Raw genomic sequence first — 13,796 nt, 5'->3', positions numbered from 1 at the left:
CCACCTTAACTCTGTAAATAATCTCTTAAACGTGAAGCCAGAGCGTGAAGATAAGGAACCTGTTCCGATGCATTCGCCTCAAAATGAGAAAGCTGCTGAACCAGCGCGTTATAGTCCTCTTCAAAACTCGCTCGCTTTTCATCCTGCCAAGTATCCCCAAGGACACCAAAGCTATGATTCAAACCGTTAACCGCGTCATTCAACGTGTCGATGAACTGCGTCAAAGATTGCGCGAAACGGTCAAGTTCATCAGGGTCGCCAATTGCCTGTGGCATGATTCACCTCCAAATTTTTATTTACCAGTAACCTTCATCGTCGGACGAAGCGGTTGGCTCAGTTGTAGCCGACTTGACACTGCCACCGTCCAGTTTGATCTCTGACGGAGCCGGTACCACGTTCGGGGTCTTTGACTGGGTACGCATGGTCACCGACATGGTCACTCGCTGGAAAAACTCATGCAATTGCCCGGCATTTTCTGCATAGAAAAGGTCGTGTGGCGTGCCCTCGATAAAACGTTTCAGAACCGTCTCATCCGCATCACGTCCGATAGCCATTGCCATGCGGTCACATTTGGAAGATCGTCCTTCGGAAATGAAATCCTTCAGCGGCCTTTCCCAACTGTCATTAGGCTGCCCGTCTGAAACAAGAACGATCGTCGGGCGGTAGGCTCGGGACGGAGTGGTCTCCTTGTCCTCGATCATGGCCTTAGCCATCTTGAGGGAGGTTCCCATCGGGGTCATACCGTTAGCCCGCAGACCTTGCCACTGCACCTGAGAAGCCTTGGTGTAGGGAACATGCAGTTCCACTTGGTTACCGAAAGTGATGACAGAAACAAGAATCTCTGTCTCCATCTTCTCCTCCTGCGCAAAGGTGTCCAGCATATCCTCGACAGCCTTGTTAAGGTTCTCGATTTTGTCTCCAGACATACTGTAGCTGACATCCAGAAGCAGAACGACAGGGAGAGGTTTTGCGGCTGGCACTGTAAATTTCTTGGGATCAAACATGTTTTATTTTCCTCTTCACCAATAGCAATATTAATTGGTTGATCAAAATAACTATTTCATAAATGCATAGCGAAATGTGAAGTGATAAAAGGCATTACCTTCTCGCTATTCATGAGAATGATTTACATAGGTTCTATTAACCTAAATAGTGGATGACTCTTCAGGTTTAGCTTTTAGCCAATCAGCCTGGAAGGTTATACGTTGCTCTTGTAACAACATAAACACATAAATTTATTCATTCCAACAATGTCCTTATATAGAGTAACGTAACAGGTGTACCAAAATGATTTAGATATTAGGGAGGTCTGCTTTTGCTTTCTCGGCCCAATTACGAAAATTTTGATGGCTTGACAGCCCAAGTAGTTGAACTACTATTTTCTTATTATCACCATCTAACTCAAATTCCGAAACAAGGTATTTATTATACCACATCAATAAGTTAAGTTATATTGCAGGCAACTCAACATTGTCTACAACAACTCTTTCGTTGTTTGACTTGGCTTGCGTTAATAGAGAAGGCTCTATTTCTTTTGCAGTAATAACATTCGATTTTGACCAAAATACAGCCAGGTGTAATATGTTTCAAATCTCTCGAATATTGCCTAGCCAACGATACTGACATTCAAATAAAATTGTAATTTCACTAATTGTTTTACCATTCATTTCAGGATATGTTCGCAGGTACAACGATACCGTTCCCAGTTTGTCTATATTACTGAATATGCTTCAGATATAATAAATACTGGTAAATCAGTTAATCTTGGGTTACTGCATTTACCGTTGAAACTACGCAACAAAGCCATGGTTATACGTAGCAAATAATTCTGATGAGGTGGATTGTATTGAGTACATGCGGAAATGGTATTTCGTAAGGTTACGAAATTAATAGAGCAACTCCCATTGGTCTATTAATTAGCATCCTCAGCATCGACGCGACAAAAATCAGAGCATAATCTAGCAGATAATTAGAAAAAGGCACCAATTTCAAATAGACATAAAGTTAAATGACCTCTGGCAAAGCTGGAGGCTTGTTGGGTGACGCTCTCTAAGGGCTTAAGCTTAGGTAAGCACCACAAGGCGCTAAATTTCTAATTTCAATTGTTCTCGGTGCTCATCTTCTTGTTCTTGACTCCGTATATATTCAAGAACTGTCTCTTCGTCTAAGCCTACCATTGAAACAAAGTATCCCCTCGCCACAAAATGTTCACCATTGAAATTTCTCTGCCTACCTCACAACTTCTTAGCTATTGATATCGCACTTTTCCTTTGAGGTAGCCAACGATATTAGATACTGAATATTTTGGAGGGACACTGATACACAGATGAACATGCCCCTTCAGCAAATGTCCTTTTTCAATTTTTATGCCTTAACTCCTAGCCAACTCATGAAATGTAGAACCTAGGTGCTTCCTATTCGCTTTTTTCTTCCTTAACGGTCCAATACGTCTTCACTAACCTCAGAAAGCTCACAAAAGCTTTTGTTCGTCGTGGCATGCTTGGTAAGGTCTCTGGGGACTTTCTTTGATCACTATGAAATTTAGTTTGTTTAAAGTGTATCGAAATTGTCCCTGGTGAGTTGTACCTTATAAACCTGCCATCATCACTGCATACAGTAGTTGCCCTATCCTCAAATTGTTGCTTGAACCTTTCCAACTGCTTTGGCACCACCAGTTGAATCGAGTCTTTAGGTAACTCTACATTTTTGACTATCGCTTTTATCCAGTAATCTACATGTGCAAGGTAAGGCGTTAATTCTTTAGCGTCGGTCACTGATATATTAGCCATGTACCACTTAACCTTAATCTCAAAAAAACCGACCTCCATCAATTTCAAGAAGCGTAACAACGTTAAAGCCATGTCTTTGTTATCCGTTCTTATCAATGAGTCCTTCGCACCAATGAAGCTTTCGATACATGAATACAACATTGGCAACTGGACTGCTTTTTTAAGCTTTACTTCTGATTCTGTATAGCGCCGGATTAACACACCCAAGACACTGATGTTCGGCTGATTCAGATTTTCATAATTTAGAGAAGATCTCGCCTGATATTTTGAGTTGGAAAGCAGGCGTTCAGTCAAGTGAGCTTCTGTCTCAATTATTAGCTGTACTGTATTCAAAGAGAGCTCTAAAGCCTTTGAAATGGAGTTTGAAGAATGACCTTCAGCACTGCGCCTAATCACCCGCCAGCAAAGCTCTAAACTCAGATCATCTTCAGGTTTTCTAGACTTAGGTTTCTCTAGAGTTTGTATATCAAACACTTCTGTATGCAACGCAACCGCTGATTGTGTAGGCATAGTCCGAAGCAATCGCTGGCTAAAATTTGCTTTAGGGGTAACTCGACCAAAAGGATCTGTAGAGATTCGCTGCCCCCAAACACGTCGTAGTGACGCTTCCGAAGCTACATGATTGGCAAAGAGATTACGCCTTAGAAAGTCGGAGAGATGGAAATAAGAAGCAGCGGTAGTTGCAGGTGATGAATGACCAAGCAATGTTGCAATAGCCCAAAATTTCTTACGAGAATATCTCGTAATTCCGAGTCGTTGATTCAGTTCGTGACTTCTTTGTTCACTAAAGTAATGGTGATTTAGGAATGCAATATCTTCCTTATTGGTCAACTCATTGTAATAGAGTTGGACTACCATCCAGTTACAAAATGAATGTCTGCAATGATGAAAGCGAATAGACTCATCACCAGTCACCCCTTTTAGAACGTTTGTTAAGAAGCTAAATGCCTCTTCTATATCTGACTGTTCAAAGTGAGGAAATATCGATGTATCTTCAGCCATAAATTTAGTCTTTGCCGTAAAGAGGTACTCCATAAAGACTTCTAGCAAGTCCTTTGGAATTAATACATCTATAGGGATATTTCGGGAGCTTTCTTTTGACTTCAACAATCGGTATCGATTTGGCCTGACATGCAAAGTATGATTTCTGTCGTTATAGTGGTAGACATCTTTAAATTGTAACCCTGCAATTTCATTTCTTCTTAATCCAGTATAAAACGCCAATAAAAATATGATTTTACCTAAACTTGCTTTCGAGTGTTGCGATGCATTGAGAGCTTCTATGATTCTATCGGCTTCATGTTGAGTGATGACATTCGCATCAACATTATGTTGAGCAGCAGGAACATCAATATCTGAAAGACAGAGATTAGGTACTAGAGCACTTTCTACCAGATATTCTGCAAAATAGGCGACATAGGCTTTCTTCGTTACCGATGAAATACGCTCTATGACATCATTTAACTTCTCTGCCCAATCGAGACTATCCATCAGATTTGGGTTGCAACCAGAAAACTCCACAATAAATGGCATCGCCACATAGTCTACGTAGGCTTTGATCGTATCCAGTCTTAACGTTGATTTGTTCTTTCCACCATTTTTCAATAAGTGGTACAGCCAAGATAGCAACAACCAAGCCCATGGCATCTTCTTAGTTGCACTCGGATTATGCAGTTTAGGATGGAGTTCTGTCAGGAGTTTTTGGCGAATACGAATGCTGTTTTTACGATTGGTGCGGATTAGCACATTGGTAATTCGAGAAATTACGGTAATTTGTTCTTCTGTCGTTTGTTGCATGATACAGACATCATCAGTGTCTGGTCGCAATTGCCGATAACTCGATGAAAAGGCACTGTCCCAACTTCGAGTTTGCCGCACCGTTGTAGCCAATGTGGGCTCTTTTTGTCGTTGCACATTCACCCTTACGTCACTTAAGAGCCGAGTCATCACATGCTCTGCTAAGAAGGTAGAATCAATTTTTCTTGCTGCTAAGCCATATTCCATAGCGTTTCGAGTCATGACATATTCAAGCTTGAGCATTTGACGAAGTTCTATAAAACTCAGCTTTGTGTGACGAGGTAACAAACCACAGTTAACCAGATAAGTATTGACTACTGTTGACAGTAGCAGGCGACGACGGTCATTAGATTCATACCAGCGATGCAACAAAAGCTCTGCTTGAGTCGATAGCCAATAACGTTTTTTACCCGCTGAGAAGAACCAGTGTCCACTAATTAACGTCCTACTCTCTGGGCGACATAGTAAATCAGTAATGGTTTTTTGTTGGTCAATCCCTTCTTTTAAACACAGCCAAAGCACTAAAAATCCAGCATGATGATGAGGAGAATCAAGGTAGCTATGTAGTGAGGACGCTGACTCAATAGTCTCGTAAATATTATTCGCTAACTGAGAATTTAAAAATATATCGGGGGTTAACTGAGGGACTTCCTGTTCAATGTATACATTCTCTCCAATATTGGGCGCACGTATGCCCGTTTCTTTTTCAATCTTAACAAGTAGCAAACGCAGCAGATCACGGTATATTGGCTCAACTTCTGGATTTTTTGGAAACTTGGATTGAATGGAGTTAAGAGAAGAAGCAGTGATATTGGCATCAATATGCCGAGCAATTTTAACGGTAAATTCATAAACTTTACTGATACACTTTGAGCGAAATGAGCCAGAATCATCTCTAACTGGATTCAGTTGTAGGTAGTTCGCAATTTCTTCATTCGCAACCGAAATAAACTTGGCTTTGAGACCATCACAGGGAATTGATTCTAGTTTGCTTTTCATAGGTACTTCATTCATAGACGCTTTCTCGTCAACGCTGAGGGGATCGCTTGCCAACCCAACTCCCCCATCATTTGTTCAAGTATCGGACATAGAGTGTTCACCGCTTCTTTAAAGTCAAAAGTGGAAAACAACTCTAGTGGATTTTCGCCTGCTACCCAGTGCCCTAACTGAAATTTGACTAGCTCTTGATTGACCCGCTTTTCCTGCAAGTAAAGCCTTACATAGTGACGTCCAAAGTTCATAGGGAAACTTGGCAGTTCTTCAGAATGTTGTTTCAATGACTTAGGGTAAGCATTAGTTGCTTTAATTTTGCCCTGCTCCGTATGGTCAAAAAAGACAAACAGCCCATCATTCCCTTTGGAGTTCTTAGTAGTAATAAACCAATTCAGCTTTTCATTTTTCGATTTCAAATCAATAAATTGAGTCGGTGATGCTTGATCTTTGTATTGTTCTGAACTGTTGGGGAGTGCTACCGACAGCAATCGAGACATGGTTCGCACGTGATCAAGATAGTGATTGAGTTGCTCAGTAAGTACAGGAGCACACGCTATGACTCGCATGTGCGCAAACGTGACTACACTGTCTTTATCCGAAATACACAATGCACTGTAACGATTCAATAAAAGATTAAAACTGGGTAAAGGATTACCGACAGCCCTATAACCCGTCGCGTTTAACATCATATACAGCGTGTAGAGCGTATAAGCATTGTGATAATCAATAGCAGAAGATAATCGCTTAGCCATGTCAAACGTATGGCTACCCCCAAGTTGTAATTGAAGGTGTTTCACTAACGTTCGTAGTGAGTCCTGCTTCGGTGTGAATTGAGAGCCTACCCCAACCTCATTCCTTACTGGCCAAGAGTAGAGCCCATCCTGTAAAGCGCTGTCAGCTTCAACCAAAAATGCATCTTCATATAACGTTTGAATATGACGGTTGATCATATCATTGGAATACCAGGCGTAATGACGAGGAGAACGAGTGTAGTAACTGGGTTTGCCTGTTAAGCACTCGAGTATGACTGGATCAAATTGCTCGTATGCAACGACATAATTTACTAGATGATAATTAATTTTTTTTAAACTGATCTGACAGTGCTGTTTTCGGTTCAAGCTAGTTATTAATTGTTGGATCGCTTTATTAAGCGTGTCGACCTTGTGACCTTTGCCAGTTTCTTCGTCTGCGTTCAGTGCTAACAAATCCAACACATTACTTATCCAAGTAGGAAACTGTATATACACTTCCGTGTTCGTTCGTAATAAATTGGAATTAGTTCGCTGCGGACCGTTTTCGGCGGTCGCTGCATGGTAGCTTTTTAAATACCAATGTCCGTGATTTTTGTATAGCCCTTCAACTTCAATACTATCAACATCAATACACTTCAGCTTAGCCACTTGCTCAATAGGTCGGCCAGTCACCAAAGACAGTAATGCAATGCCCCTGATGAACTGCTTGTCTAGACCATTAACTTTTCCCTTTCTTCGAGAGAGCAATTCATCCAATAAAAACCCCATCTCATAGCATTGGAGTAAGGTTCTACTCGTTAGAATTAAATTATGCGACTTTTTTGACTCTCGCTGAATTGCTGAATTTTGCACTCGGTCTTTCTTAACGTCTTTGATAGCAGCTTTATCTGGTAATTCAAAAATGGGCTTTGGCACTTCAGACGCCTTAGTCTTAATAAATGCAAGTGGCGGGTAATCCTCAGACTCAGCAATTCCTTCTGTTTTACTTTCTATCGAAGACGGTAATGATTTTAACTTGTAGGTATACAGATCCTCAGAGCCATAGATTCTTTCGACTCGAGTTCTATTATAAGAAGACCGCATAGTAGTCTTCGTTTTTCTTTTCCTTCTCACTGGTTGAGACCAATCAAGTCGGCAAAAGTGAATCAAATCTCGAACATACTTGATCAGTATGCGTTGATCACTATCACCATCAAAGACTGCCAACTGTTGTTTATAATCTTCTAGTTTCTGGGCTATAACATTTACGTCATCTCCAAATAAACAGTCACATTTAAATAGCGGATCTTGATACAACAATCTCAATGCTCTAAAGACATCTTCACTTTTGTCACGTCGATTGATGAGGGACTCATTTTTGTAATAATGGTTGAGCAACAACAACAATGGCTTAACGAAATGAGGAGTAAGCAGTGATGAGAAAGTAAAAAGAATGGCAAAAATTGGCCTATCACTTTTTGAACCAACCGGTAAAGATTCTCTGTAATAGTTAGGGAAATCTGTAAAATTAATATTAGAAAAATAATCAAAGAATGAACTATCAAATTCCTTTGGCACAGCAAACGTTTCACAAAAAAGCGGAGGGTTTATGCTGTATGAAATTTCTAAAGTATGTAAAACAAATTGTAGGGATTGAAAGTTCGAGGGGCATTCTATCGCGTTAAGCAAATCAACCCATATAGGTAACGATACGTCATTACTTTTAGGTGTCAATTTTTTAAGGTTTTCGACATTAACCAGTTCCATAGAAGCTCCAGCTAAACATTTTTTTTCGATAATGAAAGGTAACCACTAAGCCCCTCAATTGAGGTAATATTCGGATACAGAGCTTGCCATTCTTTTGATTGAAATATACTTCGTTTACCTGCGTCTTTCGTAAACCAATTTTCAAGTAAAAAACGGATCTTTTTAGTATTTGAAACGAAGCACTTATCGAGTAGATTTTCCATCAGTTCGAACTGTATGACTCTCAACCTGGTACGCTCAGACGGTTTCTTTTTTAAAACGAAGACAGGGATTTTATGATCTGGCGCTAGGTGTTTTTGTGCTACTGCGGTTTTCAGTTTTTCAAGAGTAAATGCCCCAACTAAATATCGATAATGGTGCCTAAATCGATAAGCAATAATAGGCGATTGCATGGCCAGTAAATTGCATAAATAGTCGCTAGAGAATGTCCTGTCTGGCTGAGTTCTCAGCAACGAGAATGGATTTGCCGAACGATGAAGTTGCTCTAGTAAGTCATCACCAATCAACTGATCGATGGCAATAAATTTAAGTTCAGAGTCTTCGAACAACCCTGCATTGAATCTTTGAATTTCATCCATTACACTACATTCTCAGCTCATATAACAACCACTTTAGATACTTTAACATTGTGACCAATTTGTGTCCAAAATACACATTAAAGTTGTAATAAGAGCTTACAGATAAAACTTAACTTATTGTTTTTATTGTACAATGACGCAATTCAATAACTTATTTTTAACATGACATGTCTTGACATGGCGGGGGTCGGCGATTCGAGTTCGCCCGGACCCACCAAATTTACAAAAACGCCAAGCATTTTGCTTGGCGTTTTTGTTTTTAGCTTGCCGTAAAAGATGAGTGACTCAATCGGTATTCAATCAAGCGTCGAAGCACTCTATTCCCTCCAATTAACCACTTCCCCCTCAAAGAGAAAAGGTGAACAACCACCTATACACCCTTCATGTTTATACCTAATTTAATTGATTAAAATCGTTTGCATAATTAAAAGAAATCTTTGTTTTTATTTTTAATATGCACCCTTCTGATTGAATTGAGTTCAGCGAATCGTCGCTAACCAAATCAATTATCAATATATAATCGAGTTAAACATGAAAAAAATCATCTTAGCGGTCGCTCTCTCCTCAATATCTTCACTCGTCTTAGCTTCTGACCCTAGTACTACTAGCACTGATAATAGCCAGTTTGCCAATACCAGTTTTAACATCGGCTATGCTCAATTAACAGCTCCAGAGCTTCGAGATGCAGGCTTTAAAGGTAAGTTTGGTGGCTTGTCACTGAATGTGAAAAGTCAAATTAATGACTACGTTGCTTTTCGTAGTACCTTTGAATATATGCGTCTATCTGAAGAGGCCGTGAGTATCTACAATTACTCGACTAGTACACTTAAATCAACGACTGTTCGTGGTGGCGGTGCTTTTCTTATTGGCACTACATTTTATGATGATTCTTTGACTCTGCGTCCTTATATTGTTGCAGGTATCGGCTATCAAAGTATTTCCAGTTCCGCTTTTGGCTATAGCAATTCTGATGGCACTCCATACGGCCAGCTTGGTCTCGGCGTTGAAGTTCAAATCAGCCATGCAGTTTTAAACCTCTCTTATACCAAAGATGGCTACAGCGACGAGGACTTTGATAATACCAGTACTATCGAAGCCACCATTGGCTATAAGTTCTAAGCCTCTAACGGTTAAATCCTGATGGGCTCACTACCCTTATAAAGATGTTCTCACAAAAAAATTCCTACATTCTGATGCGGGAATTTTTTAAGTTAAATCTAAGAATCGTTGAGCAACCCAACCGGACTTATCTTTATATTTGATTTTTACCCAGTTATTACGGCTAGAGTCGATCGTGACCTTGTCACCTTTATTTAGCTGAAACAGCACTGCGCCAGTTGGTGGTGCATTGCGCACATTTAACTTAATTGCGGTAACATGAGCGTAAATCGGATTCTCTGCCACTGTTAAATAACGAGATGCTACCCATCCTCGCGTTTCGTTATAACTAATTTCAGACCACGAGCCTTGAGTCTTATTAACCAAAACAATGCTATCTTGCCCCAATTGAGCAACAACGCCGGCTTTTGCGTTAGGGTTAGAGCGAATATTTAATAATTGCGTATTCACTGTTTGAGGCTTTGTGGCAACTTGCTTTGTTTGAGCTTGAGTTGGTTCTGCTTGAGATTGTCGCGCAATGGCGCTACGTACTAAGTCATTTCTAGCAATATACGCTTGTTCATTTGAATCATTCATAACCAATACACAACTAAACAATATTAGCGGTATTGTGATCAAGGCACGTAAACCAGTATGATGAAACCAAAGATCCTCTCTTTCAGAGCGGCTGATGAACAAGGCAATCACTAACACACAGAAATCGAAAATTTTGTATATCGCAACCAAAAGCCACCCAAGGGCTTTGAAGCACAATACAACTATTTTATACAGTGCATAAAACATGAAGCCAAATAAGGCCATGCCTAGCAAGTCTCCAATAAAACTGCTCTCTGAATCACAATCCATCAATTTACCCTAGCACCAAGCCAAAACACCAAATGAAGCAACAAACAAAAACTCGACAATAACGGTAATCTATCTAAACCAAGATAATACCTTATTCGTCAATATACCTTAATCGCAGGCAGTGCTCTTATCATTTTATGCCGCTTTTGTGTTCGCGACTCCCAAAGCTAACAGGTTCCACTAATCGATGCGTATGATATTCATTTCCGCGACTTTATACACTTTGCTGGGCCGTTTCCGCTTCTCTGTCGCCACATAAAGGTGGCCATGGGCGGTGCTGTTCTGAATCAACCCACTCTTTTACCCACATTGGAAGCTCAGTAAATGGATTGGGTTGCCCCATAGCTTCCAGAGCTGTCACTGGGCTCACGATACCTTGTTTAGAGGTAATACCCGCTCGAATTAACACAGAAGAACTTGGCTCTCCTTTCACCCACATTGATTGCTCTACATACAACCATTTATCATCAAAGCCTACGCATTGTGTGTGCATGGTGATTTTGTTTAAAAGGTGTACACGCTTGCGATAACGTACAGAACTGCCTGCGACGACTAACGCCCATTTGTTGCGCGCGAGCACTTTCATTAATCCACAACGAATACCTAAGTTGGTCCTGCCTAGATCGTATAGAGTCAGCACACGACCATTATTTAACTCATTAAAAATGTCTAGATCCCAAGGGTGGCAATAAAACTTGGTTGTGCTTTTATCTGCAATGCTCAATGACGACTGCTTCTTGGCCTGCCAAGTGACTTTAGCAAGGCGAAATAGTGGGTACATGTATGTCTCTCCCTAAACAATTACATGGAAAATTAAGTGGTAGAACCAATTGACACAAAAAGTGGTCAGATGAGTGTAGTAGCAAAGACTGAAAACTACGAATTTAGGACGCTTAACTCTGCAGATGTAAGCGTTATTAGAGATTTCTTTGTCGCTTATACGTAAAAAGCCAAATTAGCTTATTAACATAATTTGGCTTTTCCAGTTATGAATTTGTTGGTAAATAGCGAGCTATACCGTTGTGCAAATTAAATGGTCTTTAAGTAAACCCTTAACACAACTGGTATGTGTCCCATCTTTATTCTTGTGAAAGCCGATACGCTGATGGTGAGCTTGGGCAGAACCAGCCGCAAACATAGCGATTAACAATATAGGGATAACTTTTTTCATTGTGGACCTTCTTTCAAATTTCTGATGCGCTTTTTAACGTAACGCACTGTGCGCATTTTAAGCCAATGGCTAGTTTTGTAAACAAAAGCGAATCACAAAATCATTATCAAACCAGCGATAAATGCGATCCTTTGCGCTTCAAGGTTATCCAGCGCTCATACAGCGCGCTCAATTGCAGCGAGGAATCTTGCTCACTCATTACGCTTAACACATTATCTATGTTCAATTGCTTGCCCACTTCATAGATTTTTTGAAAATCAGCAGGGCTAATTTGTGACTCTCCACTGTTAAGCATGGCTAAGCCCAACGGTTTACCACTAAACTCAGGGAAGATGCTATCGAGTCTTAGACACGCATAAGTCACATGCGGGTAATCTTTAAATTCGCGATAGCGTTTTTGACTGGTATCCAACAAACGACTAATGTGCACGTACTCGTCACCAACATCAAAATCCAGCTCTAGTTTGTCAATAAACGATAGCGCGCCATCAGTGGCATCCAGTCCTAACGCTTCAAGTGCGCCTAACTGCCCTCTACGGCAGAGTATTTGCGCCACCTTACTATCCACATTGCAATGACGACAAATCAGCGCTAATAAAATAGGACGTTGATATAAAAACTCTAGTGCGCTGGGTTCATTGGCGGCAAGCCACAACATTTGGTATTGGTATTCGGGAAAAGGTTGGGTGATCTCTAGCAGTTTAGCGGGAATTAGTTCGCGCCAACCTGTGGTATCAAACTCTCGAAGGATGTCAAAGCCCATACCTAATCCGCCCTCAAGCGGCGTAAGCGTGTCATCGACCACGCGAAAACCGTCTAGCTTATCCGCCCAAGATTTAATCAATAAATCGAAGTCAAAGCCAAACTTGGTCATTGGGATGCGTAGTGCACTCATAACTGTCTTCCCTGAATTTATAAATGAGACAGTTTGATGGTATACGTTGTACTAAGAAAAGTAAGGTTTTGCAGAGATTTTCTGACAATTTAACGCGGTTATATACATTTCACAATTAAGTTTGCATTCGCTGATACAAATCAAAAATAGCCCTATCACAGACTCTAATAAAGCGATGACAGGGCTACATTCATAGTGCTAGTAATAAAAAAACCAATTAAGACTCAGACCAGTTAAACTTACTATCGTCTATGCCTTCACTGGCTTCTTTCGCGCGCTCTCTGCGTTCAAGCTCTGCGGCGCGCGCGGCGTCAATTTCTTGCATGATAATGTCAATATCCGCCGCCGTTTCCACTTCCTGATATGTGCCGCTTAGCTCACTGTCAGGCTTTAACTCGCCCTTTTCAAACAGTGACCAAATTTCTTTGGCGTATTCTGTCTGGGCAAGTTGCGGGGCAAATTGCGCATAATAATCACGAATGTTATTAATATCTCGCGTAAGCATCCATTCAGCGTTGTTATTGGCGGATGCGTCCACCGCTTGCGGTAAATCGATAATCACTGGCCCGTATTCATCAACTAACACATTAAATTCTGATAAATCGCCATGAATCAAACCTACGCATAGCATTTTCACCACGTAGCTCATCATTACTAGATGATCTTCAATGGCTTGCTCTTCTGACATCAACACATCATTTAAGCGAGGCGCGACATAGCCTTCGTCGTCTGTGACAAGCTCCATTAACAGCACGCCATCAAAACAGCCAAAGGGCTGCGGCACTCTTACGCCTGCGGCCGCCAGTTTATACAGGGCATCCACTTCGGCGTTTTGCCACACTTTTTCTTGTTGATCGCGACCAAAACCCGAGCCTTTCTCCATCGCTCTGGCGCGGCGACTGTTGCGCACCTTACGACCTTCACGATAGGCAGCGGCTTTTTTAAAGCTACGTTGGCTGATTTCCTTATACACCTTGGCACAACGAATCGTCTCGCCACAGCGCACAATGTACACTGACGCTTCTTTGCCACTCATTAACTGGCTTTTCACCTCGTCGACTAAACCATCGTCAACTAAAGGCTGTATTCTCTTAGGTATCTTCATGGCGC

Annotated in this window: 10 protein-coding genes and 1 pseudogene; 1 reads left to right on the top strand and 10 read right to left on the bottom strand. The window is 41.0% G+C overall.

Translation table 11 applies throughout. From position 1 onward, the window contains the following. Positions 1 to 5: 5 nt before the first annotated feature. From QV280_RS06135 to QV280_RS06110, 6 genes and pseudogenes are all read right to left on the bottom strand, one after another. Entirely contained in the window at positions 6 to 275 is a 270-nt protein-coding gene (locus tag QV280_RS06135; protein ID WP_023403892.1) for a WXG100 family type VII secretion target, read from the bottom strand. A gap of 21 nt (positions 276 to 296) precedes the next feature. Further along, entirely contained in the window at positions 297 to 1,004 is a 708-nt protein-coding gene (locus QV280_RS06130; protein WP_023403891.1) for a vWA domain-containing protein, read from the bottom strand. Positions 1,005 to 2,084: 1,080 nt separating this feature from the next. Then, positions 2,085 to 2,440 (bottom strand): annotated as a pseudogene (gene tnpA / locus QV280_RS06125) (IS200/IS605 family transposase); the annotation flags it as partial. Beyond that, positions 2,415 to 4,280 (bottom strand): tyrosine-type recombinase/integrase, encoded by a 1,866-nt coding sequence (locus QV280_RS06120; protein ID WP_253912578.1) that lies wholly within the window; start codon positions 4,278 to 4,280, stop codon positions 2,415 to 2,417. The gene QV280_RS06120 and the pseudogene tnpA, both read right to left, overlap by 26 nt. A gap of 1,316 nt (positions 4,281 to 5,596) precedes the next feature. Continuing rightward, complete coding sequence (locus tag QV280_RS06115) at positions 5,597 to 8,077, bottom strand: hypothetical protein (protein ID WP_023403889.1); 2,481 nt, start codon at positions 8,075 to 8,077, stop codon at positions 5,597 to 5,599. Between the two features lie 11 nt (positions 8,078 to 8,088). Next, the gene (locus QV280_RS06110) at positions 8,089 to 8,655 is read right to left on the bottom strand and encodes a hypothetical protein (protein WP_023403888.1); all 567 of its coding nucleotides are present in this window, start codon (positions 8,653 to 8,655) and stop codon (positions 8,089 to 8,091) included. A 531-nt stretch (positions 8,656 to 9,186) separates the two neighbouring features. Here QV280_RS06110 and QV280_RS06105 point away from each other — a divergent pair. Further along, positions 9,187 to 9,774: an outer membrane beta-barrel protein gene (locus QV280_RS06105; protein WP_152820989.1), complete on the top strand. Its 588-nt coding sequence runs from the start codon at positions 9,187 to 9,189 to the stop codon at positions 9,772 to 9,774. Positions 9,775 to 9,861: 87 nt separating this feature from the next. Here the strand turns inward: QV280_RS06105 and QV280_RS06100 are convergent, their stop codons facing one another. The 4 genes from QV280_RS06100 to QV280_RS06085 all read right to left on the bottom strand — a co-directional run bounded on the left by QV280_RS06100 (position 9,862) and on the right by QV280_RS06085 (position 13,791). Continuing rightward, entirely contained in the window at positions 9,862 to 10,620 is a 759-nt protein-coding gene (locus QV280_RS06100; RefSeq protein WP_152820991.1) for an SH3 domain-containing protein, read from the bottom strand. A gap of 214 nt (positions 10,621 to 10,834) precedes the next feature. Further along, positions 10,835 to 11,401, bottom strand: coding sequence for an acyl-CoA thioesterase (locus tag QV280_RS06095; protein WP_152820993.1), 567 nt, complete (start codon positions 11,399 to 11,401; stop codon positions 10,835 to 10,837). A gap of 496 nt (positions 11,402 to 11,897) precedes the next feature. Next, positions 11,898 to 12,686 carry a hypothetical protein gene (locus QV280_RS06090; RefSeq protein WP_152820995.1) on the bottom strand — a complete coding sequence of 263 codons (789 nt, stop codon included), beginning with the start codon at positions 12,684 to 12,686 and terminating at the stop codon, positions 11,898 to 11,900. Between the two features lie 217 nt (positions 12,687 to 12,903). After that, on the bottom strand, positions 12,904 to 13,791 hold the full coding sequence (locus QV280_RS06085; protein ID WP_023403882.1) for a PA4780 family RIO1-like protein kinase: 888 nt from the start codon (positions 13,789 to 13,791) through the stop codon (positions 12,904 to 12,906). Positions 13,792 to 13,796 lie beyond the last annotated feature (5 nt).

It is taken from the genome of Vibrio sp. B1Z05 (assembly GCF_052955985.1).
The sequence above is the reverse complement of the archived record's forward strand: the minus strand, read 5'-3'. Positions and strand labels throughout refer to the sequence as shown.